Genomic DNA, 22,039 nt, shown 5'->3' on the forward strand with positions numbered 1-22,039 from the left:
CCGCCGCCTTGGGGCGGCCCTGCGGCGGCGGCGTGTTCCTGTCCTGGGTGTGGCGGGCGTCAGTGGGTTTGCTGGGTGCGCAGATCGCGCAGCAGGTTCAGGGTCTGCTGCAGATTGAGGGCGCGGGAGAATACCCAGCCCTGAATCATCGGGCAGCCCGCGCGCTCCATCCACAGCAGGTCGGCGACGGTTTCCACACCCTCGGCCACCGCTTCCAGGTTGAGGGTCTTGGCCATGGTGAGGGTGGCGCGGGCGATGGCGGCTTTGAAGCGGTCGGTGCTCACGCCCGAGGCAATGGCGCGGTCGATCTTGATCTGCGACACCGGCAGGCGGGTGAGATAGCCGAGGTTGGAATAGCCCACGCCGAAGTCGTCGAGCGAGAGCTGCACGCCCATCTGGCGGAATTGCTCGAACACCGCGAGCAGGTCGGGGTTGTGCTCGATTTCCACGTTTTCGGTGAGTTCGAGTACCAGCTTGTCGCGTGGCACGTCGAAACTGGCCGCCATGTCGAAGATGCAGGACACGCAGGCGTTCACATGCAGTTGTCGCGGCGACACGTTGTAGGCCATGGTGCCGGTGAAGCCTTGTTCCTTGCGCAGGCGCGCGAAGCCTTCCAGTGCGACGGACATCATCACCGGGCCGAAGCTGTCGAGCAGGCCGCAGTCGGCCAAGATGGTGATGAACTCGTCGGGCTGCACGCGCTCGCCGTTGCCGCGCGTCCAACGCGCCAGGGCCTCGACCCCAGCGATCTCGTAGGCGCCGCGCAGGATCTCCAGCGTGGCGGAGTCGTCGTGCAGCAGCACGTTTTGCTTGCGTGACCAAATGGGCTGGAAATGCACCTCGAAGCGCCGGTTGGCAATGGCTGCGCGCAGCTCTTCTTCCAGTTGCGAGCGGCGTTCGATGCGCGACTGCAACGCCACCGAGAATGACTCGACGCGATTGCGCCCCAGCATCTTGGACTCATGCATCGCCGCATCCGCGCGGCCCAGCAGTTCGGCCGTGGTGCGGCCGTGCTGCGGGAACACCGCTACCCCGATGCTCGCGGTGGTCTGCAGGGTGCGCTCGGCATGGTGCATGGGCTCGCCGAGCGACTGCTGCACCAGCATGGCCATGCGCAGGGCCTGCGCGGCGTCATGCGCGTCGCGGGCCAGGATGAGGAATTCGTCGCCGCCAAAGCGCGCGGCGGTGTTGTTGGGCCGGGCGAGCTGCACCAGGCGCTGCGCGGTTTCCACCAGGACCTTGTCGCCGACGGCGTGGCCCAGCGCGTCGTTGATCAGCTTGAAACGGTCGAGGTCGATGAAGAGCACCGCGAAGCTCTGTCCCGGCGGGGTGACGGCAATAGCGTCTTCCACATGCTTTTCGAACAGGGTGCGGTTGGCCAGGCCGGTGAGCGTATCGCGATAGGCGGCGAGTTCGAGTTTTTCTTCGGCTTGGTGCGCCTTGGTGACGTCGCGCACCACGCCGCGGTAACCCTGAAACAGACCGAGATGGTCGATCATCGGCGAGGCGTCGATACGCCACCACAGCAAGGCCTGATCCGGCCCGAGGCGGAATGGCACGATGAGATCGCGCACCTCTTCATGTTCTTCCATGAGAAAGCGCAACTGCGCCCATTCCGGTGAAAACTCCTGCCCCGGATAGAGCGAATTGAGGTTGTGCCCCACCAGATTGAGCGTTGCCAGAGGAGACTCGCTAGCGCGGCGCGAGCTGCGGGTGATGTAGATCAGGACATCGTTGGGGTCGGACTCCCAGAACCACTCGCTCGACAACTCCGCCAGCATGCGAAAGCGGCTCTCGCTGCGCTGCAGCCGGGTCTGCGTTTGCCGCAACTCGGTGATATCCCAGGTCAGGCCGAAGATGCGCGTGGCGACGCCATCGGGCCCGCGCTCGCGCACCATGCCGTGGTTCATGGTGGTCACTGTGCTGCCGTCCACGCGGATGAAGCGGGTCTCGACCGTCTGCACAAAACCATCGGGGGCACTGATGCGCGCAATCGCCTGTTCCAGCGCGGGCAGATCGGCTGGCGCCACATGGCCCATCCATTCCGGAATGGTGAAGGTCTTGGGCTCATGCCGGTGCGCCTCGTCGAGCCAGTTCTGCTCGGCGTGCAATTGCCCGGTCTGCAGATCGAGTTCCCAGACCGTCAGTCCCGGACTGGTGCGCAGCAGGTCGAGCGAGGTGTCGCTGGCATGCAGTCGGGTGGTGTCCTGCATGAAGCAGAAATAGCCGAGTACCGCGCCTTGTTCATCGGGCGGAAAAGGCACCAGCCGCACCCGCAGCCATCTTTTCGCCTGGCGTCCTGCGTGATGCCCCTGGCGTTCGTATTGCGCGATCTCGCCGCGCAGCACGGCGGCAATGTGTTGCGTGATGGTGACCAGCGTTTCATGCGGAACCAAGGCATCCAGCGACTTGCCCAGCAGTTCCGTCGGGGTCTTGCCCAGCCAGTTCGCATACGCCGTATTGCAATACAACAAGTGGCTGTGCGCATCGAAACAAGCGGCCATCAGCGGCAAATGCTCCGCCCACTGTGCAATGTCCTCGCACCAGGAGTCGGCAACTCGCGCTTGTGTTTCTTGCCCCATATGCCGGGATGTTCCTGCAGAAAAATGAAGAGGAACGGTCACTATTCAATACGAATTTCGATGACCGGGCTCATATCGCTGTTTGTCGTTGTTTGCGACTTTGTAAAGTCTAAGCGAAGCAGCGTCGCCGCGGGACGCCGCGGTGGATTTGGCGTAACCGTTATTTTTTCGAGTACTGGAAAAGTGGCTGTATGAAAGTTGGACAATTTGACCGTATGTCCTCTTCTCTTGCCCATCCCCCAGGTCAGGCCTATGTCGTCGGCGGTGCGGTTCGTGATGCCTTGCTCGGGCGTCCGCATGGGGACCGCGACTGGGTGGTAGTGGGGGCGACGCCGCAGCAGATGATCGATGCTGGGTTTCTGCCGGTGGGGCGCGACTTTCCGGTGTTTCTTCATCCGCAAACCCACGAGGAATACGCCCTGGCGCGCACCGAGCGCAAGACGGCGCCGGGCTATCGGGGATTTGTCGTGCAGGCGGCGCCCGAGGTCACGCTGGAGGAAGATTTGTTGCGCCGCGACCTCACCATCAACGCCATGGCGCGCGCGGCGGATGGCACGCTTATCGACCCCTACGGCGGCTGGCGCGATCTGCAGGCGCGGGTGTTGCGGCATGTCTCGGCGGCGTTTGCGGAAGACCCGGTGCGCATTCTGCGGCTGGCGCGGTTCGCGGCGCGCTTCGACGATTTTTCCGTCGCCCCCGAAACCATGGACTTGATGCGCCACATGGTGCATGCGGGCGAGGTGGACGCGCTGGTGCCCGAGCGGGTGTGGCAGGAACTGGCGCGCGGCCTGATGGAGCCGCAGCCGCAGCGCCTGTTCGCGGTGCTGCGCGATTGCGGCGCGCTCGCGCGGCTGCTGCCAGAGCTAGACCGGTTGTGGGGCGTGCCGCAGCGGGCTGACTATCACCCCGAGATCGACACCGGGGTGCACGTCATGCTGGTGTTGCAGGCGGCGGTCGCACTCGACGCCCCGCTGGTAGTGCGCTGGGCCTGTCTGATGCACGATCTGGGCAAGGGCACGACACCTGTCGATGTCTTGCCGCGCCATATCGGACACGAGCAGCGCAGCGTGGCGCTGGCGGCCGAAGTGGCGCGAAGACTGCGCGTGCCGACCGACTGCGCCGAGCTGGCCGCCGTGGTGGCCGCCGAGCACGGCAATATTCACCGCTGTCTGGGCTTTGGCGCCGAGGCCACACTGCGTCTGCTGCAGCGCTGCGACGCCTTGCGGCGACCGGAGCGATTCGCGCAGGCGCTGCTGGCCTGCGAAGCCGATCATCGCGGACGCGGCGGCGATTTTCCGCAGCAACCGTATCCGCAACGCGCGCGCCTGCTGGCTGCACTGGATGCGGCGCAGGGCGTGGACGCGGGGGCAATTGCGCAGCAAGTGACGCAATCCGGCGGCAAGGCCACGGCGATTGCGCAGGCGGTGCAGGCCGCACGCGAGCAGGCTGTAACGCTGCGACTGCCACCCCTTATGGCAGGCTGAACGCGATGGTGTCGCAGCATCATCCATCGGGCCGCATGGGCTGGATCGCGTGGTTGCGCGGCGCGGCGCTTTGCTTCCTTTTCGCCGGGGGCGTGACCGCGCAGGCGGCGTCGCCGCGCACCAATCATCTCGCGGATTCGCACGATCCCTATCTGCTGGAACACGCCCATGACCCGGTGGACTGGTACCCGTGGGGGCCGCAGGCGCTGGACAAGGCGAGGCGCGAGAACAAGCCCATCTATCTGTCCATCGGTTACTCCGCCTGCTACTGGTGCCATGTGGCGCAGCGCGAGCTTTACCGCAACCCGCAGATCGCCGCGTTGATGAACCGCTGGTTCGTCAACGTGCTGGTCGACCGCGAACAGCGGCCCGACATCGACCACATCTACATGCTGGCGCGGCAACTCATGACGCGCGACAGCGGCTGGCCGAACAACGTTTTCCTCACCCCCGATCTGCAGCCGTTCTACATCGGCAGCTACTTCCCGCCCAAGGCCACGGCGCAGCAGGAGGGCTTTCCCACCCTGCTCGCGACCTTGCACAAGAACTGGACGCAGCATCCGGCCGAGGTCAAGCGCATCGCCGCGCAGATCGCGCAGGCCATGCAAGCTGCGGCCATTGCGGGCGATGCCTCGGCGCCGATCGACCCTGCGGCCTGGACGCAGACCGCGCAGACCGAGGTGCTGCACCGCTTCGACGCCCTCGACGGCGGCTTCGCCTCAGCCACTTCTGCCGCGCGTTTTCCGCAGCCGCCGCTGCTGGCCTGGCTGTTGGCGCGTGGCGGGACGGGCGAGCCGAAAGCGACGCATGCCGTGGTGTTCACGCTGCAGGCTATGGCGCAGGGCGGGTTGATGGATCAGCTCGGCGGCGGTTTTCGCCGCTACGCCGTCGATCCCGGCTGGTCGGTGCCGCATTTCGAGATGATGCTGTCGGACAACGCCCAACTGCTCTCGGTCTATGCGCGGGCCTACGCGCAGACCCGGCTGCCCGACCTGCGCTGGACGGCGCAGCGCACCGCGCGCTTTTTGCTGCGCGATCTGCGCCTGCCACAAGGCGTGTTCGCCACGGCCATCGCCGCCGAGACCGGCGGGGTGGAAGGCGCCACCGATCTGTGGACGACGGCCCAGATCGATGCCGTGCTCGGCCCGCGGCAGGCGCAGGCGTGGTTTGCGCTCTATGCGCTGGCGCCCGTGCACCCGGGAAGCGAATCCGGCGTGCTGCGCCAGCGGCGCGACGTGGCCGAGCACCTGCTGCGGCAGGGGCAGTGGGTCGCGCGGCTGGAACAACTCGCGCCTCAGCGCCGCGCCCTGCTGGCCGCGCGCAACCATCGCCCGCAGCCGCGGCGCGATGACAAGATCGTCACCGCCGACAACGCGATGGCCATCCGCGCGCTGGCTCAGGCGGGCATGGTGCTGGACGACCGCGCGCTGACTGAGGCGGCCATGCGCGTGGCCGATTGGGAGTGGCAGCACGCCTGGAACCCGTATCAGCGTCTGCTGGTGCATCAATGGGCGGGCGGGCACGTCGGCAATCCCGGTTTTCTCGACGATTACGCCGAGCTTGCCCGCGCCTATCTCACCCTCGCCAGCGTGCAGCACGATGCGCGCTGGAGCCAGCGCGCCAGCGATCTGGCCGCGGCCATGCTGCAGCGGTTTGCCGCGCCAGATGGCAGCCTGCGCTCGGCGCCCACATCCGATGCCTTGCCCTTCCCCACGCCCTTGCAGGGTGATGTGCATCGGCCTTCGGGGCAGAGCGCGGCCATTGCCGTGCTGCTTGAATTGGCGCAGCGCACCGGGCAGGCGCATTGGGCTGATGCGGCACGCCGCGCGCTGCGGCCTCTGGCGCTGCAAGTGCAGGCGCGCCCGCTCGATTGGCCCGATCTGCTGCAGACGCTGGGTAGCGCTGCGGGGCGCGCGGTGTTTGCGTCGCTGCCGCAGACAACCCACATCCGGCCTGCAGATTGCGCTGGGCTGCCGCAAGGCGCGTGTTCCTCAGACCGTGTGCAGGTGAAATGGTTGGCGAGCGATCGGATGCAACTGCACATCGCGCCGGGGTTTCACATCAATGCAAACCCGGCTTCCGAACCGAATCTGATCGCCGCCACCGTGCTGGTCGGCGGCCAGCCGTTGCCGGGTGTGCGCTATCCGCCGCCGCTGCTGTTTCGTCCGGCCTTCGCACCTCAGGGCATTGTGGTCTGGGAAGGGCGGGTGACGTTGAATCTACCCGCCCTGTCGCCCGCTCAGCGCGCCGCGCTGGCGCTGCGGGTGCAGGCCTGTAATGCCACAACCTGTCTGGCGCCTAGCGTGATGCCAATCTCCGCGCCGACATCCTCCCCACCCCAGCCCTCCCCACAAATGGGGAGGGAGTAGCGCGCCTGTTTTTACTCCTCCTCCACGCAGTGGGGGAGGTTGGGAGGGGGAGTGTTCACCCCATCAGCCGCGGCGTGCCCGTGCATTGCAGGCGGTCGTCGATTTCGCCCAGAGCGGCGCTGAGGCCGTTGGCATTGGCCTCGATGGCGCTGCGCAATTCGCGGTCGAGTTGGTCGATGCGCGCGATCAGCTTGTCCATGTCGGTGCTGTGCAACTGGCGCAACTCGTCGAAGCGCGAGGCTTCGGCCTTGTCGGCCAGTTCGCGCTGGGCCTTGAGCTCCTTGGCGACGCGGCGCGATTCGCTCATCATCGCGGCTTGCAGCACGACGATGTAGATCAGGAACACCGCCGCCAGCGCCACGATGAGCCCGAGCATGATCAGCCCCAGCGGCGCCTTCGCCGTGGTGAAGCCCAGCGATAGTTCGGTGTGCGCCATCAGCACGCTCCAGTTCAGTGCGGAAAAGATGGCGATGAGCACGATCACCAGGATGACTAGGCCGCTGCGCAAATTCATGTTCGCTCCCTTGTTGTCGAATGCGTTCGCTACAGTTTAGGGTCTACACCCGCCCTAGCAATCATGCGTTGCGGCACGCACCTTGCTTGCTGAATCAGCGCCCCATCAACGGAGACTTCGATGACCCCCAGCATTCCCGCCACCCTGATCGCCGGAGACGGCATCGGCCCCGAAATCATGGAGGCCACCCTGGCCGTGCTCGACGCGCTGGGCGATCCCTTCGACTGGGACGCGCAGGTGGCGGGCCTGGGCGGGGTGAAGACCGCGGGCGACCCGCTGCCCGCGGCCACGCTGGCCAGCATCCGCACCACGCGGCTGGCGCTCAAGGGGCCGCTGGAAACGCCCTCGGGCGGCGGCTATCGCTCCAGCAATGTGCGCCTGCGCGAGGCATTCAAGCTCTTCGCCAATATGCGCCCGACCAAGACGTTGATTCCCGGCGGGCGCTATGACAACATCGATCTGCTGGTGTTTCGTGAGAACGTCGAAGGCCTGTATATGGGCTATGAACACTACATCCCGATCGACGGCGATCCGCACGCCGTGGCCATCGCCACCGGGGTGAACACGCGGCAGGGCGCGCGCAACATCCTCGACTACACCTTCCGCACCGCGATCGCCCTGGGGCGCAAAAAGGTGACCGTGGTGCACAAGGCCAACATTATGAAGGCGCTCACCGGCATCTTTCTAGAAACGGCCTACATGCTGCACAAGGAGAAGTACGCCGACCAGATCGCGCTCGACGACGTGATCGTCGATGCCTGCTGCATGAAGCTGGTGATCAACCCGTGGCAGTTCGACACCCTGGTGACCACCAATCTGTTCGGCGACATTTTGTCGGATCTGGCCGCAGGGCTGGTGGGTGGACTGGGCATGGCGCCCGGCGCCAACATCGGGGAAGATGCAGCCATTTTCGAGGCGGTGCATGGCTCGGCGCCTGACATCGCGGGCAAGGGCATCGCCAACCCCATCGCATTGATGCTGGCCGCTGCCCTCATGCTCGACCATGTCGATCTGCACGACAAAGCCAACCGCCTGCGACAGGCGATCTCCGACACGCTGAATGTGGACCACATCCGCACCGGCGATCTGGGCGGGCGGGCCAATACCCAGCGCTTTACCGACGCCATCGTCAGCCGCATCAAGAACGGTTGACGACGCGCGGTAACGCGCAGATCAACTGCACTTTCACTCCTTGCGGGTGTCTGGCGTGTAGTGCGTCTGCAGGTAGGTGATGATCTCCTTGGCCGTCGCTTCCTGGATGGGTGCGCCGAAAGCCTTGATCATCTTGTGCACCTCGGCTTCCCACGTCGCCGCAGGCAGCGGGGGCTGCTGGGTGATGTAGGTCACGCTGTGGCACATGCTGCAGTTGCCCAGCGTGGCATCGCGCCCGGGACCTGCGGCTAGCTCGGCGGTGTAAGTGGGCCACTTGCCGACGCGATACACCGCACCGTTGCCCGGCTGCACGCGCGCGGGCTGCAGTTCCGAGCCCAGTGGCCCTCCGGCATAGTCGCCGGCACTCAACAGCCCGGGGCGCGGGGTTTCGGCTAATGCCGATGGCAGGGACAGCGTCAACAGCGCCAGCCCAGCGGCGGCAGCGAGGGTGAGCAGGTTGAGGGTTTTTTGCATGATCTTCTCTCCCGATCAGGCGCCGAGCACGAGCACTTGCTGGCGCTCGATCTTGTTCCACAGATAGCCGCCGGGGTTCCACACCCCAGTATCGGGCTGCACATGTCCGCCGGTGTCGGTGGCGCGCACCGCCAGCGTCTGCAAGCCGGGTAGTTCGGGCTTCCATGCCAGTTCAAACTCGCGGAAGGAATAGCGGCCTAGATCGCGTCCGAGCTTGGCCGCCTTCCAGGTCTGGCCGCCGTCGGTCGACACCTCGACCTTGCGGATACCGCCCATGCCGCTGAAGGCGATGCCGCGGATCACCGTGGGCAGGCCGTGTACCACGGGCGCGCTGTCGTCCGGGTCGATGATGAAGGAGCGCACCGGCATGTTCACATGACCGATGGGCACCAGCTTGACCTTGCCCGCTTTGAGTTCTTCCGGCGTGGTGCTGCCGTTGGGGGTGTCCGGAATCTGATAGGCCGGGTACATCCAGAAGTTGGTGTCCGGCGTGGTGAGCGCGCGGATGTGGGTGAGGTGCTTGGTCCAGTACGTGGCGAACTTGCCCGGCATGACCAGCCGCACCGGAAAGCCGTTGAGCATGGGCAGCGGCTCGCCGTTCATGGCGTAGGCGATGACCGCCTCGTCAAGAATGGGCTCGTGGACGTCCCACGACTTGATGAAGCGTTGCGATCCTTTGCCCTCGGGGCCCGGTCCGTGGTCGAGACCTTCGAACTGTATCTGCACCGTGCCCTTTTCGATACCGGCGCGGGCCAGCACGTCGCGCAGGCGCACGCCCGTCCACATGGCATTGCCCATCGCGCCGTTGCCCCACTGACCTCCTGGCACGCGCGGCTGAAAGTAGCTACGAGAATTGCCCGAGCATTGGTTCACCGCGGCGATATCCACGCTGCGGAACTCGCGCAAGAGCTGATCGAAGCTCAACTGCAGCGGGCGCTTGAAGTTGCCGGTGAGCTCCAGACGCCAGGTCTTGAGGTCGATCGCGTTGGGAATATCGGGCAAGTGATAGCGCACATAGAACGCCTCGTTGGGCGTGATGGCGCTGCGGAAATAGGCGCGCGGGGTTTCGAGCTGGATCGGGCGGTCGGTCAGGCGCAGCAGCGGCGATTTCTGCGGGTAGGTCACATACGGCCCCACGCTGTTCCAGAACGGATTGGCGCCTGGTCCGGTGAAGCTTTGCAGCGGGGTTTCGGCCTGTGCCGCGACCACGGCCCAGGCCGGGCGCGCGATCAAAGCCGCGGTGCTCGCGGCGGCCAGCGTCAGCCACTCGCGACGATGCAAGGTGCGATCCATCAAGTTCTCCTCGGGTTGGGCCATCGCGCGATGGGGGGCGTGGCCGTTGCTTTTCGACACGAATCTAACGTGTCTTCACCCTAAGGTCATGCGTGTTTTCATACAGACGGGAGCATGGCGGCGGGTCGCGCCCGCCGCTGCGTTCAGAGCCCGGTGAAGCGACTGACGATGCGGAAATACAGCCCGCGCGGCAGCAGCCGCAGCAGCTTGAGCCACAGGGTGAAGCGGCGCGGAAAGTGGATGTCGAAGCGGCCCGCTTCCAGTCCGGCGAGGATGGCGGCGGCCGCCTGCTCCGGGGTGATGAGCGCGGGCATGGCGAAGGTGTTCTGCGCGGTGAGCGGCGTTTCCACAAAGCCGGGGTTGATCACGTGCACGCCGATGCCCAGCGGGTGCAGATCGAGGTAAAGCGTTTCGGCGAGATTGATCAGCGCGGCCTTGGTCGGCCCGTAGGCCAGCGCCTGCGGCAGCCCGCCAAAGCCGGCCACGCTGCTGACCAGGGCGATATGCCCCGCGCGCTGGGCGTTGAACAGCGGCAGCGCGGCATCGAGGGCGTGCAGCGCACCGCGGTAGTTCACATCGTCATGCTGCAAGGCGCTGGCCAGATCGAACTCGGTGGCGCGCATGGGGCGGTAGGTGCCGGCGCAGTAGAGCAGCAGATCGAGGCCGCCCCAGTCGCGCTGCAGACTTTGCATCGCGGCGCGTAGGGCCTGCGCATCGGTCACGTCCAGCGGTATGGGCAGGGCGCCGTCGATCTGCTGCAGCGCCTGCGCATTGCGCGCCGACACCGCCACCCGCGCGCCGCGCTGCAGCAGCGCGATGGCGGTGGCGCGGCCGATGCCGGTGGACGCGCCGATCACCCAGACGCGCCGTTCCTTCCAGCCAGTGATGCGCGGGTTGAGCGGCATGGTCATCAGGGCTTGTTGAACGACAGGAACACGCTGCCCACCTTGAAGCCGAACTTGGTGATGACCGAATGGTTGAGCAGCACATGATCGTCCATCAGATACATCCAGTCGTCGAACTGCACGTTGTAGACCGTGCCATCCACCGGCAGCGCCAGGGTGTAGTGCCAGTTCAGCGCATTGCCCGCCGCCCGGCCGATGGCCTCGCCGATCACATCGCCCGCGGTGCCGATATAGCGCTTCTCGCCATCTTTTTCGGGCAACTCGCGGATGGTCCAGATGCGCTCCTGCTTGGCGCCATCGTTGTAGACAAAGTGTTCGTCCAGCGTGCCCACGTCGCCCTTCCAGGAGGCGTCGATGGTCACATGAAAGCGCCGCGTCATCTTGCCCGAGCGGTCGAACACAATGCCCACCGCGGTGAGCCGTCCGTTGAAATACTGCTTGAGATCGAACGTGGGCGTCTGACCCCGATAAGCCAGCGGCGTGACGCTGGCGCAGCCCGACAGCAGACTGATGCCCAGCACCGCGGCCAGCAGCCAGCCGCGACGAAACGACATCCAGGAGTGCAAAGCAGATTTGAACGACATGGGAAGACTCTCCATTCAGGAAGCAAACGCGGCCGGGCCTGACCGACCGCGAACGAAAAATTGCCAAAGCAGCCCGGCAGACACGAGCTTGAGCAAAGACGGCAACAGGCAGTACGCCACCACCAGCGGGGGCAGCACGCCGGTTTCCAGCGTGCCCGGTCGGTAGCCGAACAGCGCCAGCAGCGGCAAAGCCAGCCCGGCAGCCAGTGCGAGGTTCAGCTTGGTCGCAAAGTTCCACACGCCGAAGTAACTCCCTTCGAGCCGGTTGCCGTGCCCGCCCGCGCGGATCACCCCGGCGAGCAGCGCGGGCGGCATCACCAGATCGGGTCCGAGCGCCGCACCCGACAGCACCACCACCAGCGCATAGCCCCAGCGATCGCCCGGCTGCAGCAACGCCGCCCAGACGAAAGCCGCCACCGCCAGCCCCATGCCCAGCAGCCAGCAGCGCGCCGCGCCCCAGCGCCGCACCGCGCGCAGCCAGATCGGCACCAGCAGCCCGGCCGCGGCGAAATAGGCGAACAGATACGCGCCCGACAGCGCCGCCGCATCGAGCCGGTCGCGGATGAAAAACAGCACCAGCGTGGCCGGAATGGCGGCTGCGATGCCGCTGGTGACGAACACCGCAAGCAGGGCCACGAAGCGCCGGCTGTGCAGTGGCGCCAGCAAGCTGCGCCAATGCAGTTTGGCGTGGGCGACGGCATGGTGGGGCGCGGGGTCAGGCGCGCGCCGCAGCAGCGCCAGGCTGAGGATCAGGGCGACGGCGAAGACCGCGACCAGCGCAGTCGCGCCACCGAGCTGCGGCACGACGGCCGCGAGCAGCACCCCGGCCAAACCCAGCCCTTCGCGCCAGGCCACGGTGCGGGCGAGCTGTGCCTCGTCGGCGCCCAGGGTGGCGCCCCAGGCCTGATGCACGATGGACGCGGCGCTGAACCCCAGATAGGTCAGCAGCAGCGCCGCGATGAATAGCAGGGTGAAGCGCCATTCGCCCGCCGCAAAGGGAAGCAGCGCGGGCAGCGCGAACAATGCGGCAAACCCCGCGAACATCAGCGCGCAGGCCGCGAGCAGCGCAGGTTTGGCCCAGCCGCGCCGCAGCAGATGATCGGCCAGCCGCCCCAGCCAGGGGTCGAACAGCGCGTCGGCAAAACGGGTGAGCAGCAGTACGCCGCCGAGATAGCCCAGCGGCACCGCATAACGCGTGGCGTAATGCTCCGGCAGATAGACGTAAAGCGGCAGGGCGACGAAGGCAAACGCCAGACTGGGCGCGCCGTAGCGCAACAACGCCAGGGCGTGCAGCGGCGCGGCGGCGGGCGTGAGCGCAGCCGCTGCGGCGGGTAAGACGGCGGGCGGCGCGTTCATGGCCGAGTGGACTGTTCGCCCAGATTGGCCAACAGATCGCGGCGCAGCCCGGGGGCGGGGGTTTGCGGCGACAGCCAGATGGAGAAAAACGCGCGGGCGAAGGCCACGCCGTTTTCAGCCCCGCGCAACGCGCCGTTGAAGTAGAAGCGGGTCTGCGCAGGCAGGGCGCCCGCGGGGGTGAACACGCCGGTGAGGGTGTCGCCATCGGTCACGTCGGGGAAAAGCCGTTGCATGGCTTGCAGCCAGGCGGCGCGCTGCTGCAGCGTGCCTTCACCGAGTTTGCGCATCTCCTCCTCGGAGCGCGCCGCGATGTCGGCGCCTTTGAGGCTGCGGGCGTAGCGCAATTGCAGGGCGAAGGGGGTATCGCCGAGTTCTGCGCCCAAGCCTTGCGGGCCGACCCAGAGCGTGGCGTGATAGACCAGAAAACCGAAGTAACGAAAGTCGCCGCTGCCCGCGCGCCGGGCCTGCGAAATCGCGGCGCTGACTTCACTTGGAACGCCTGCAGCAGCTTGCGCCCACGCGCGCCGGGGCAGCGCCGAGGCGGCTACGGCCAGCAACACCGCACGGCGTGACAACCCGTGCAAGTTGGGTTCAGCGCGCGCGGGCATGGCGCAGGGTGAACTGCCACACATCGGTTGAGCCCTGGCTGAAACCCGCCTCGCAGTAGGCGAGATAGAAGGTCCACAGCCGTAGGAAGCGGTCGTCGAAACCCTGGGCCTTCACCGCTTCGAGCTGGGCGGTGAAGCGCTCGCGCCATAGCGCCAGGGTATGGGCGTAGTCGGCGCCGAAGGCCAGCTCTTCAACGACCTCCAGCCCTGCGGCCTTGGCTTGCGCGATGAAAGCGCGGCGCGAAGGCAGCATGCCTCCGGGGAAGATGTAGCGCTGGATGAAGTCGGTACCGCGCCGGTAGTCGTCGAACAGATCGTCGGCGATGGTGATGGTCTGGATGCAGGCGCGTGCGCCGGGTTTGAGTTGGCGCGCCACGGTGCGGAAAAAGCCGGGCCAGTAAGCCTCGCCCACGGCCTCGAACATTTCGATGGAGGCGATGCCGTCGTAGCCGTCTGGCGGGGCGATGCGGTCGAGATCGCGGTAGTCGCACAGTTCAAGCCGGGCAGGCGGCGCGGCCTGGGCGAGCCGGGCGCGGGCGTAGGCCAGCTGCTCGGCGGACAAGGTGATGCCATCCATGCGCAGCCCCCGCTGCGCACCGACTTCGGCCAAGCCGCCCCAGCCGCAGCCGATTTCCAGCACCCGCGCGCCCGGCTGAAGTTGCAGCTGGTCGAGCACGCGGGCGTATTTGGCGGCCTGCGCCTGTTCCAGCGTCTGCGCGGGGTCGCCGTTGAACAGGGCGCTGGAGTAGGTCATGCTCGGGTCGAGCCAGAGCGTGTAGAAGGCGTTGCCGATGTCGTAATGCGCGTGGATGTTGTCGCGGCTTCCGGCGCGGCTGTTGCGGCGCAGAAGATGGCGGATGCGGTCGGGCAGCCGGCCCAACAGGCTGCCATGCAGCGCGCGGGCGATGATCTCGCGGTTAGCCACCAGCAGCTTGAGCAGCGCGGGCAGATCGGGTGTGTCCCAGGCGCGGCGCATCCAGGCTTCGGCAAAGGCGATGTCGCCGCGCTTGAGTACTTCGCCCATGACCGCCCAGTCGTGCAGCGCGACTTCGGCATGCGGGCCGTTGTCGTCTTGGCCGAAGTGCCGCCAGACGCCATCCGGGCCGTGAAAATCGAGGCGGCCGATCTGCAGGCGTTCCAGCAGCCGCAGCACGCCGCGCGCGGCCAGCGGGGGTTTGCGCGGCTTGCGGGTTTGGCCTGCGGCGAGGGTCGGGTCGAGAGAGAGCGGTGACAGGCTGCGGTCGCTGGCGTTCATGATCGGCTCGCGAAATGGTCAGGAGGAAGGGGCTTGGAATGAAACGGCACGCGCTTGCGCCAGAGCTTGAAGGCTTGCCAGTGGATGCGCGCAATGACGCCGAAGCTGTGCATGGGGTGACGCAGTAGGGCCATGCGGGCGCGGGCAGCGGTGAGCGGCTGCAGGACGCCGCTGATGCTGGTTTCGATCAGCGGGCCTTGGGCGTCGTCATGGTCGATGCGCAGAAGCATGCGGTCTGTGCCCGCGCCCGTGCTGCGCATGAATCGGAAGCGGTAGCCGCCCTCCACCGTGCAGAACGGCGAGACGTGGAACACCTTGCTGGCGCGATATTCGGCGCCCCATTGCAGGCTGCGCTCGCCCGCCGGTGGGGTGAGGATGTAGCAGTGCCGTTCGCCGAAGGTGTTGTTGACCTCGGCCACGGCGCAGCGCAGGCTGCCGTCGGCGCGCTCGCACAGCCACAGGCTCACCGGCTTGAACACATAGCCCCATATGCGCGGAAAGGTCTGCAGCCAGACCTCGCCATCGGCGTCGAGAATGCCTTGCGCCGCGAGCAGGCTTTGCAGCCAGGCAAGGCTGTCGGTGCCGCCGTCGCCGTGGTCGGCATCGAAAAAGCTCATCGCGCCAAAGCGGTTGCGGGCAATGGGCAGCAGCGCTGGGTCCCGCGCTAAGCTGCGCATGGGCAGCAGCAAAAACATCGCGCGGTAGCTGAACGCATGCACCGCCGGGCGCAGGCGGCGGTGGCGTACCGGGCCGCTGCCGATGAGCGGCTGGTGCGGGTGGGGCGATGCAGCGGTGGACATGGCGCTGGCTTTCATGCGGCCAGGGCGCGGTCGGCGGGCTGCGCGTCCACATGGGTCAGCAGGGCTTGCGCCGCGGCGTAGCCCGACTTCAGGCCATCTTCATGAAAGCCGTAGCCGCACCAGGCCCCGCAGAAGTAGCTATGCCGCTGGCCTTGCAGTTCGGGCACGCGCTGTTGGGCATCGATTGCCGCTTGGTCGAAGATCGGATGGGCGTAGCTGATCTCGCGCAGCACGGTGTGCTCGGCGGGCTCGCGCAGCGGGTTGAGCGACACCACGATGGGGCGTTGCGTGGGCAGGGGCTGCAGCTTGTTGAGCAGGTAGTGCAGGCAGACGGTGGGCTGCTCGCCGTGCGCGTTCACCGTGCTTTCGTAATTCCACGCGGCCCAGGCTTGGCGCGCCTGTGGCAACAAGCGGGTGTCGGTGTGCAGCAGCGCGCGGTTGGGTTGGTAGCGGATGGCCCCGAGCACTTCGCGCTCGGCCGGGCTGGGGGAGTCGATCAGCGCGAGGGCCTGATCGCTGTGGCAGGCGAAGATCACTTCGTCGAACCAAATGGCGCCGCCTGTCGTGTGCAGTTCAACCCCGTTGTCATGCCGCACCACCCGCTGCACGGGAGTGCGTGGACGCGCGTCGGGCAGTTGGGCGAGCATTTTCTGCACATACTGCCGCGCGCCGCCACGCACGGTGAACCATTGCGGCCGATTGTTGACCTGCAGCAGGCCGTGGTTGTCGCAGAAGCGCACCAGCGTGGCCAGCGGAAAGTCGAGCATCTGCCCCGGTGGGCACGACCAGATGCAGGCGGTCATCGGCAGCAGATACCAGTGCAGAAACGGATCGCAATAGCCTTCGCGACGCAGGTAGTCGCCCACGGTCTGGTTGAGGTCGAGTTCGGCGTCGGGTTTGCGCGCCAGCGCCGTGGCCTCGCGGTTGAAGCGCAGGATGTCGCGCAGCATCCGCCAGAAGGACGGTCGGGTCAGGTTGCGGCGCTGGGCGAAAACCGTGTTCAGGTTGGAGCCGCTCCATTCCAGCGTGTTGCCGCCGGGCAGCGGGGTCTGCACCGAGAACGACATGTCGGAGGTCGCCAGCGGCACGTCCAGCTCGGCGAACAGCGCCTGCAGCTTGGGATAGGTGCGCTCGTTGAGCACGAGAAAACCCGTGTCCACGGCGAAAGGCACTTCGCCGGGCAGATCGACATCCACCGTGTGGGTGTGGCCGCCAAAGTGCGAACCGGCCTCGAACAGCGTGATCTGCGCCCGATGACGCAAGGCCCACGCCGCTCCGAGGCCTGAGATTCCCGTTCCGATGATGGCAATGCGCATGGTTTTGGCTCCCTGGCCGCGTTAGGTTTTGCGGCCTTCTACCAAGGCATACGCCGAATGGTTGTGGATGGATTCAAAATTCTCCGATTCCACGGTGTAGGCGGCCACGCGCTCATCGCGCTCCAGCGCCACGGCGACATCGCGCACCAGGTCTTCGACGAACTTGGGATGGTCGTAGGCGCGCTCGGTGACGTACTTTTCGTCGGGCCGCTTGAGCAGGCCCCAGAGTTCGCACGAGGCCGCCGTCTCGGCGATGCGAATCTGCTCGTCCAGCCCCATTTCACCGCGCAGCGTGGCGCCGATGGTGACATGCGAGCGCTGGTTGTGCGCGCCGTAATTGGAGATTTCCTTGGAGCACGGGCACAGGCTGGTGACCGGCACCTGCACCTTTTGCGTGAGCGTCAGCGCGCCCACCTTTTGCGCCGCGTGCAGGGTGACTTCGTAATCCATCAGGCTCTCCACGCCCGACACCGGCGCGGTCTTGCGGGCAAAGTAGGTGAACTGCGCGGTGATGGCGCCTTCGCTGGCCTGTAGGCGAGTCAGCATGTGCTGCAGCAGCACGCCGAGTTGCTGGGCGTCCAGCGGCTCGCGGTGCGCTTCGAGCATTTCGATGAAGCGCGACATATGCGTGCCCTTCACTTCGGGCGGCAGCGCCACCGTCATCTCGAAGGTGCCCACGCTGGGCTGCACGCCCTGCGCTGAGCGAATCTGTACGGGATAGCGCACACCGCGCACACCCACTTGCTGAATGGCGATGTTACGGCGGTCAGGCGTGGCCTGCACATCGGGCAGGGTGGCTGCGGCAGCCTGGGCAAACAGTTTTTCCGGGGCGTTCATGGCGGGCCTTTCTGTGGCGGTGGCGGGGGAGGAGAAATGACTCAGGGCTTCTGCGCGAGCAGAGTCTTGATCTTGGCGACAAAGTCTTTGTTGTCTGGCGAGACCAGGCTGGGATAGACGCCCACGACCTTGCCGTCGCGGCCGATCAGGTATTTGTAAAAGTTCCACTTGGGCTGATCGCCGGTGGCGAGGATGAGCTGTTCGAACAGCGCGTTCGGCTTGGGCTCGGTGACGTGCGAGGGCGCGAACATCGGGAATTGCACGTTGTAGGTGTCTTTGCAGAACGCGGCGATTTTGGCGTTGTTATCCATTTCCTGATGGAAATCGTTGGACGGAAAGCCCAGCACCACCAGGCCCTGCTTGCCGTACTCGCGGTACAGCGCCTCCAGCCCCTTGTATTGCGGGGTGAAGCCGCAATAGCTGGCCGTGTTGACCACGAGGATGACTTTGCCCGCGTATTGGCAAAGGCTCTCGGGCTTGTCGTCCTGCAGGCGGGGGAAGGTCTGGTTGAGCAGGGTAGGGCAGGTGGCCGACGCTGCGGGCGCCGACTGAGCTGCGGAGGCGGACGGGCTGAACAGCTGGGCGCCAAGCGCGAGCAGCGCGGCTGCTGCGAAGCGAGAGATCGGGTTAAGCGTAGTGCGGTGCATGGACAACTCCTGTAGACGGGTGGGTGTTTGTCTAGGACAATGATGCTTGAGTTCAACTTCAGTACCAAGTATTTTCAAATTTGTCCTAGACATAAGTAGGGTTATCAGTCTGGGGTCAGACGGCTTACCATACTGTTACGCTGAGAAAGCGCTAATGGATTCAACCTTGGATCCAACTTCTCTACCTACTGCTGGACAAGCAAAGAAATGCAAACCGAAATGCTTTGTCCAAGACGACGATCTTTCCGATGAACGACCGCACCGTGAATACCGCCTTGCAACTCAGCATTGCCGCTGTCGAGCGCGACACCGGCATCGGCAAGGACACGCTGCGGGTCTGGGAGCGGCGCTACGGTTTTCCTCAGCCCCACCGAGATGCGTCGGGCGACCGGCTCTATCCGCTCGATCAGGTCGAGCGCTTGCGGGTCATCAAGCGTTTGCTCGACGGCGGGCACCGTCCCGCGCAGGTTGTGGCACTGCCGATCGACGAACTCGATGCCTTGGCGCGCGGCCGCAGCTCGGCCGAGATTTCGCCCGATGCCGCCGCTGCGTCGGCAAGCGAGCAAATGCCGACGGAAAGCGCCGAAGTGCACGCCTACCTCGCGCTGCTTAAACGGCACGATGCCGAACTGTTGCGGCGTGCGCTGCTGCAAGACGCGATGCGCATGGGCATCAGCCGATTTGTCACTGAAGTGGTCGCTCCGCTCAATTCCGGCGTGGGGCAGGCGTGGATGCGAGGCGAACTGGAGGTGTTTGAAGAGCACCTGTATTCCGAGGTCATTCAGCGCGTGCTGCGCACCGCCATCGACGCCATTCCGCTGGGTGAAGCGGCGCAGTCGCGTCCCAAAGTGTTGATGACCACCGTGCCGCAGGAGCCGCATGTGCTGGGTCTGCTCATGGCCGAAGCCATGCTGGCGCTGGAGGGTTGCCGCTGCGTTCAGCTCGGCGCGCAACTGCCGCTGGGCAATATGCTCATGGCCGCTCAGGCGCACGCGGCCGATGTGCTGGTGCTGAGTTTCTCTTCCCTGCTGCAGGCCGCGCAGGTGTTCGACGCCCTGGCCGAACTGCGCGACCGTCTGCCGCGTGCCGTCGAACTGTGGGCGGGCGGCTCCAATCCGGCGTTGCGCAAGCGTCTGCCCGAGGGCGTGCGGGTGACCGCAGCTTTAATGGACTTGGCGCATAGCGTTCACGACTGGCGCGAACGGCATCGCGTGAGCGGTTTCTGATCCAAACCCTAATCGCGCGACTGATCGACGTTGCGCGGATTGAGCGGCGGCGGCGCTTCGCTGTCGCCAACCGACGCATTGGAGACGGCGTGCTGGCGCCCGGTGATGGCGTCGAACAGCGAGGTACGGCCGCTGGCGCCCTCCTTCAGTCCCAGGGCTTCGGCATACACCGAGCGCTCGCGCAGCAGGCTGCCGATCACCGAGGCCACCACGCAGGCCGGCATGGCGGCCAGCACCACGTTGTAATTGCGCGTGATTTCGAACACCATGATGGCCGACATCGCCGGCGCATGGGTGGTGGCCGCCAGCAGACTGCCCATGCCCACCAGCACCCACAAGGCCTGCGCGTGCGTGGCGTCACCCAGCAGCAGGGTGTGCTGCACCATCAGGCCGATGGCGCCGCCGAGCATCAGCGTGGGCGTGAGCACGCCGCCCGGAATGCCCGCCGCGCTCGCTGCTGTCACCGCAATGATGCGCAGCACGAACACCAGCACGAGGGTGGACAGCGCCCAATGATCGACCAGCATGGATTGCACCACGCTGTAGCCATTGCCCCAGACCTCCGGGCGGATCATCGACAGCAGGCCGATGAGCAGGCCCATCAGCCCCATGCGCAGCGGCAGAAAATTGATCAGCGGCTGATAGCGCTTGCGTGCCGTGTCGAGCAGCCAGAGGAAGGCGGGCCCGAGCAGCCCGGCGATCACGCCGATGAACACGGCATCGACCAGGTCAGAAAACCCCACCACCGGGATAGCGTGAGACAGGTATAGCGGCCCGGTGGCGAACAGCGCTTGCGTGGTGAGTTCGCCCATCACCGCGGCGACCAGCACGGCCGCGATTTCACGCAGCGCCAGACCGCCCAGAATGATTTCGGCAACGAACAGCGTGCCCGCGATCGGCGCGTGATACGCCCCGGCGAAACCAGCGGCCGCCCCACACGCCACGATGAGCCGACGATGCGCCGCATCCGTCTTGCCGATGCGGCCCAACAAAGACGACACCAGCGCCGCGAACTGGATCATGGTGCCCTCGCGGCCGATGGTGATGCCGCTGCTCACCCCGACCAGAGACGACAACGTGCGCGTGAGGTTGGGGCCTAGAGGCAACCGACCATCGCCCACCAGCACCGCCTCCATGTATTCCGGCCCGCGCGGACGCTTGATCCAGCGGTGCCCGGCCCACATGATCAAGCCTCCTAGCGTGGCGCCTACTGTGGGGATGACCACCCGCGCCCAGAGCGGCAGCCCCGCGGCGGCGGCCACGAGATGTTCTTGTTCGGTGTAAAGGCGCATGACCGCGTACATGGCCTGGCGGAATCCCTCTACCGCGATCGCAGCGATGAAACCCACAGCAGCGCCGACCAGCGTCATGGGCACCATCGGATCGATGTTCCGCCAAAACAGGCGCAGTCGGCCGAACAATGCGGAGGTCACGGCAACAGACTCACTTTCTCGAAGCGCCCGACATGCAGGTCAATCGATGAATGGATGGAAATAGATTGATCAAAATCATATCGACTTCCGTTTGGCGCAGGCGTGAACAAAAGTGAACGCGCCTGCAGAATCTAGCGTCACCCACAGCCGCTAAGCTTTGCCCCATGCATTTTCTTGAAAAAATCGTGGCTTCAGAGCACCTTGAAGCGCGGCTGGCCGCCTTGCCGCGGCCGCTGGTGTTCACCAATGGCGTGTTCGACATCCTGCACCGGGGCCATGTGGTGTACCTGGCCGCCGCCCGCGCGCTGGGGGGCAGCCTGGTGCTGGGGCTGAACTCCGACGCTTCGGTGCGCCTGCTGGGCAAAGGGCCGGAGCGCCCGCTCAACGCGCAGGACGACCGCGCCGCCGTGCTCGCCGCGCTGGAAAGCGTCAGCCTCGTCACCCTATTCGAAGAGCGCATGCCCTTGAACCTGATCGAGCGCGTGCGCCCTGATGTGTATGTCAAAGGCGGCGATTACGACATGGCCACGCTGGCCGAGACCGCGCTGGTGCAGACCTGGGGCGGCCGCTCGGTGGCCATTCCCTTTGTCGAGGGACGTTCGACCACCGCGCTGGTGCAGCGTATCCGGGAGTCGTCATGACGCTTGTCCGCGCCGCTTTGCCCGGGCTGGCCGTTGCCATTCCCGGCGCCGACAGGCTGGCTCTGCGCCACCTGCTGATCGACTTCAACGGCACCCTCGCCTGCAACGGCGCGCTGATCGACGGTGTGGCCGAGCGCCTGAGCGCGCTGAGCCAGATCCTGGAGATCGAGGTGCTGACCGGAGACACCTACGGCACGGTCGCGCAGACGCTTTCGGGCCTGCCGGTACGTCACGCCGTCGTGCTTACCGGTGCAGACAAAACCGCTCGCGTGCGCACCCTGCTGGCCGAAGGCGGCGGCGTGGCCGCCCTGGGCAACGGACGCAACGATGTGGACATGCTACGAGCCGCTACCCTGGGCATCGCCGTGCTCGGGCCGGAATGCACTCATGCGCTCACGCTGGCGGCCGCGCAACTCGTCGCTCCCGACATTCACGCCGCCCTCGACTTGTTTTTGCAGCCCCAGCGCCTGATCGCCGCCTTGCGCCCTTGAGCGATGTGTTTGCAGCGCGTCAACTGCGGCGCTGCATTGCGGGCTAACATGTTCCGCAGCGTTTCACGTTTT

Annotated in this window: 20 protein-coding genes; 6 read left to right on the forward strand and 14 right to left on the reverse strand. The window is 66.0% G+C overall.

Features of this window, described 5'->3' with window-relative positions:
- Positions 1 to 59: 59 nt before the first annotated feature.
- Positions 60 to 2,582, reverse strand: coding sequence for a sensor domain-containing protein (locus B7X30_RS01415; RefSeq protein WP_156053380.1), 2,523 nt, complete (start codon positions 2,580 to 2,582; stop codon positions 60 to 62).
- Between the two features lie 215 nt (positions 2,583 to 2,797).
- Here B7X30_RS01415 and B7X30_RS01420 point away from each other — a divergent pair, with 215 nt between their 5' ends.
- Together B7X30_RS01420 and B7X30_RS01425 are read left to right on the forward strand one after the other, a co-directional pair.
- Positions 2,798 to 4,066, forward strand: coding sequence for a multifunctional CCA addition/repair protein (locus B7X30_RS01420; RefSeq protein WP_286728688.1), 1,269 nt, complete (start codon positions 2,798 to 2,800; stop codon positions 4,064 to 4,066).
- Positions 4,067 to 4,071: 5 nt separating this feature from the next.
- Positions 4,072 to 6,435, forward strand: coding sequence for a thioredoxin domain-containing protein (locus B7X30_RS01425; RefSeq protein WP_286728689.1), 2,364 nt, complete (start codon positions 4,072 to 4,074; stop codon positions 6,433 to 6,435).
- A 55-nt stretch (positions 6,436 to 6,490) separates the two neighbouring features.
- On the opposite strand, the gene B7X30_RS01430 is transcribed toward B7X30_RS01425, so the two are convergent.
- Positions 6,491 to 6,949 (reverse strand): LapA family protein, encoded by a 459-nt coding sequence (locus B7X30_RS01430; protein WP_286728690.1) that lies wholly within the window; start codon positions 6,947 to 6,949, stop codon positions 6,491 to 6,493.
- A 120-nt stretch (positions 6,950 to 7,069) separates the two neighbouring features.
- Between B7X30_RS01430 and B7X30_RS01435 the strand changes: the two genes are divergently transcribed.
- A complete protein-coding gene (locus B7X30_RS01435) occupies positions 7,070 to 8,101 on the forward strand; it encodes an isocitrate/isopropylmalate dehydrogenase family protein (protein ID WP_286728691.1) in 1,032 nt (343 codons plus the stop codon).
- 33 nt (positions 8,102 to 8,134) lie between these two features.
- On the opposite strand, the gene B7X30_RS01440 is transcribed toward B7X30_RS01435, so the two are convergent.
- The 11 genes from B7X30_RS01440 to B7X30_RS01490 all read right to left on the reverse strand — a co-directional run bounded on the left by B7X30_RS01440 (position 8,135) and on the right by B7X30_RS01490 (position 18,176).
- Positions 8,135 to 8,575 (reverse strand): sulfide dehydrogenase, encoded by a 441-nt coding sequence (locus B7X30_RS01440; RefSeq protein WP_286728692.1) that lies wholly within the window; start codon positions 8,573 to 8,575, stop codon positions 8,135 to 8,137.
- A 15-nt stretch (positions 8,576 to 8,590) separates the two neighbouring features.
- Positions 8,591 to 9,868, reverse strand: coding sequence for a molybdopterin-dependent oxidoreductase (locus B7X30_RS01445; protein ID WP_286728693.1), 1,278 nt, complete (start codon positions 9,866 to 9,868; stop codon positions 8,591 to 8,593).
- Positions 9,869 to 10,011: 143 nt separating this feature from the next.
- Positions 10,012 to 10,779 (reverse strand): SDR family NAD(P)-dependent oxidoreductase, encoded by a 768-nt coding sequence (locus B7X30_RS01450; RefSeq protein WP_286728694.1) that lies wholly within the window; start codon positions 10,777 to 10,779, stop codon positions 10,012 to 10,014.
- Complete coding sequence (locus B7X30_RS01455; protein WP_197737900.1) at positions 10,779 to 11,357, reverse strand: DUF3833 domain-containing protein; 579 nt, start codon at positions 11,355 to 11,357, stop codon at positions 10,779 to 10,781. The genes B7X30_RS01450 and B7X30_RS01455 overlap by 1 nt, the downstream gene beginning before the upstream one ends.
- A 15-nt stretch (positions 11,358 to 11,372) precedes the next feature.
- Positions 11,373 to 12,713 (reverse strand): MFS transporter, encoded by a 1,341-nt coding sequence (locus B7X30_RS01460; RefSeq protein WP_286728695.1) that lies wholly within the window; start codon positions 12,711 to 12,713, stop codon positions 11,373 to 11,375.
- Positions 12,710 to 13,321, reverse strand: coding sequence for a chalcone isomerase family protein (locus B7X30_RS01465; RefSeq protein ID WP_286728696.1), 612 nt, complete (start codon positions 13,319 to 13,321; stop codon positions 12,710 to 12,712). The genes B7X30_RS01460 and B7X30_RS01465 overlap by 4 nt, the downstream gene beginning before the upstream one ends.
- Positions 13,305 to 14,576, reverse strand: coding sequence for an SAM-dependent methyltransferase (locus B7X30_RS01470; protein ID WP_286728697.1), 1,272 nt, complete (start codon positions 14,574 to 14,576; stop codon positions 13,305 to 13,307). Before B7X30_RS01470 ends, B7X30_RS01465 begins: the two co-directional genes overlap by 17 nt.
- Positions 14,573 to 15,391 (reverse strand): DUF1365 domain-containing protein, encoded by an 819-nt coding sequence (locus B7X30_RS01475; RefSeq protein WP_286728699.1) that lies wholly within the window; start codon positions 15,389 to 15,391, stop codon positions 14,573 to 14,575. The genes B7X30_RS01470 and B7X30_RS01475 overlap by 4 nt, the downstream gene beginning before the upstream one ends.
- Entirely contained in the window at positions 15,388 to 16,692 is a 1,305-nt protein-coding gene (locus B7X30_RS01480; RefSeq protein WP_286728700.1) for an NAD(P)/FAD-dependent oxidoreductase, read from the reverse strand. The genes B7X30_RS01475 and B7X30_RS01480 overlap by 4 nt, the downstream gene beginning before the upstream one ends.
- 21 nt (positions 16,693 to 16,713) lie before the next feature.
- Entirely contained in the window at positions 16,714 to 17,529 is an 816-nt protein-coding gene (gene folE2 / locus B7X30_RS01485; RefSeq protein WP_286728701.1) for a GTP cyclohydrolase FolE2, read from the reverse strand.
- A 41-nt stretch (positions 17,530 to 17,570) separates the two neighbouring features.
- Positions 17,571 to 18,176: a glutathione peroxidase gene (locus B7X30_RS01490; protein ID WP_286728702.1), complete on the reverse strand. Its 606-nt coding sequence runs from the start codon at positions 18,174 to 18,176 to the stop codon at positions 17,571 to 17,573.
- Positions 18,177 to 18,424: 248 nt separating this feature from the next.
- Here B7X30_RS01490 and B7X30_RS01495 point away from each other — a divergent pair, with 248 nt between their 5' ends.
- Positions 18,425 to 19,402, forward strand: a complete 978-nt coding sequence (locus B7X30_RS01495) for a MerR family transcriptional regulator (protein ID WP_286728703.1) — start codon at positions 18,425 to 18,427, stop codon at positions 19,400 to 19,402.
- Between the two features lie 8 nt (positions 19,403 to 19,410).
- Here the strand turns inward: B7X30_RS01495 and B7X30_RS01500 are convergent, their stop codons facing one another.
- Complete coding sequence (locus B7X30_RS01500; RefSeq protein ID WP_286728704.1) at positions 19,411 to 20,781, reverse strand: chloride channel protein; 1,371 nt, start codon at positions 20,779 to 20,781, stop codon at positions 19,411 to 19,413.
- 218 nt (positions 20,782 to 20,999) lie between these two features.
- On the opposite strand from B7X30_RS01500, the gene rfaE2 reads away from it, so the two are divergent.
- Complete coding sequence (gene rfaE2, locus B7X30_RS01505; protein WP_013124006.1) at positions 21,000 to 21,476, forward strand: D-glycero-beta-D-manno-heptose 1-phosphate adenylyltransferase; 477 nt, start codon at positions 21,000 to 21,002, stop codon at positions 21,474 to 21,476.
- Positions 21,473 to 21,967: an HAD family hydrolase gene (locus B7X30_RS01510; RefSeq protein ID WP_286728706.1), complete on the forward strand. Its 495-nt coding sequence runs from the start codon at positions 21,473 to 21,475 to the stop codon at positions 21,965 to 21,967. The genes rfaE2 and B7X30_RS01510 overlap by 4 nt, the downstream gene beginning before the upstream one ends.
- Positions 21,968 to 22,039 lie beyond the last annotated feature (72 nt).

Source organism: Thiomonas sp. 13-64-67 (assembly GCF_002282795.1).
Taxonomy (GTDB): Bacteria; Pseudomonadota; Gammaproteobacteria; order Burkholderiales; family Burkholderiaceae_C; genus Thiomonas; species Thiomonas arsenitoxydans.

Coding starts and splice junctions, on each gene's coding strand:
- B7X30_RS01455 (WP_197737900.1), bottom strand. CDS start 11,357: ATGTCGTTCAAATCTGCTTTGCACTCCTGGATGTCGTTTCGTCGCGGC.
- B7X30_RS01420 (WP_286728688.1), top strand. CDS start 2,798: ATGTCCTCTTCTCTTGCCCATCCCCCAGGTCAGGCCTATGTCGTCGGC.
- B7X30_RS01500 (WP_286728704.1), bottom strand. CDS start 20,781: ATGGTGCCCATGACGCTGGTCGGCGCTGCTGTGGGTTTCATCGCTGCG.
- B7X30_RS01415 (WP_156053380.1), bottom strand. CDS start 2,582: ATGGGGCAAGAAACACAAGCGCGAGTTGCCGACTCCTGGTGCGAGGAC.
- B7X30_RS01440 (WP_286728692.1), bottom strand. CDS start 8,575: ATGCAAAAAACCCTCAACCTGCTCACCCTCGCTGCCGCCGCTGGGCTG.
- B7X30_RS01470 (WP_286728697.1), bottom strand. CDS start 14,576: ATGAACGCCAGCGACCGCAGCCTGTCACCGCTCTCTCTCGACCCGACC.
- B7X30_RS01475 (WP_286728699.1), bottom strand. CDS start 15,391: ATGAAAGCCAGCGCCATGTCCACCGCTGCATCGCCCCACCCGCACCAG.
- folE2 (WP_286728701.1), bottom strand. CDS start 17,529: ATGAACGCCCCGGAAAAACTGTTTGCCCAGGCTGCCGCAGCCACCCTG.
- B7X30_RS01495 (WP_286728703.1), top strand. CDS start 18,425: ATGAACGACCGCACCGTGAATACCGCCTTGCAACTCAGCATTGCCGCT.
- rfaE2 (WP_013124006.1), top strand. CDS start 21,000: ATGCATTTTCTTGAAAAAATCGTGGCTTCAGAGCACCTTGAAGCGCGG.
- B7X30_RS01490 (WP_286728702.1), bottom strand. CDS start 18,176: ATGCACCGCACTACGCTTAACCCGATCTCTCGCTTCGCAGCAGCCGCG.
- B7X30_RS01465 (WP_286728696.1), bottom strand. CDS start 13,321: ATGCCCGCGCGCGCTGAACCCAACTTGCACGGGTTGTCACGCCGTGCG.
- B7X30_RS01425 (WP_286728689.1), top strand. CDS start 4,072: ATGGTGTCGCAGCATCATCCATCGGGCCGCATGGGCTGGATCGCGTGG.
- B7X30_RS01450 (WP_286728694.1), bottom strand. CDS start 10,779: ATGACCATGCCGCTCAACCCGCGCATCACTGGCTGGAAGGAACGGCGC.
- B7X30_RS01480 (WP_286728700.1), bottom strand. CDS start 16,692: ATGCGCATTGCCATCATCGGAACGGGAATCTCAGGCCTCGGAGCGGCG.
- B7X30_RS01430 (WP_286728690.1), bottom strand. CDS start 6,949: ATGAATTTGCGCAGCGGCCTAGTCATCCTGGTGATCGTGCTCATCGCC.
- B7X30_RS01445 (WP_286728693.1), bottom strand. CDS start 9,868: ATGGATCGCACCTTGCATCGTCGCGAGTGGCTGACGCTGGCCGCCGCG.
- B7X30_RS01510 (WP_286728706.1), top strand. CDS start 21,473: ATGACGCTTGTCCGCGCCGCTTTGCCCGGGCTGGCCGTTGCCATTCCC.
- B7X30_RS01435 (WP_286728691.1), top strand. CDS start 7,070: ATGACCCCCAGCATTCCCGCCACCCTGATCGCCGGAGACGGCATCGGC.
- B7X30_RS01460 (WP_286728695.1), bottom strand. CDS start 12,713: ATGAACGCGCCGCCCGCCGTCTTACCCGCCGCAGCGGCTGCGCTCACG.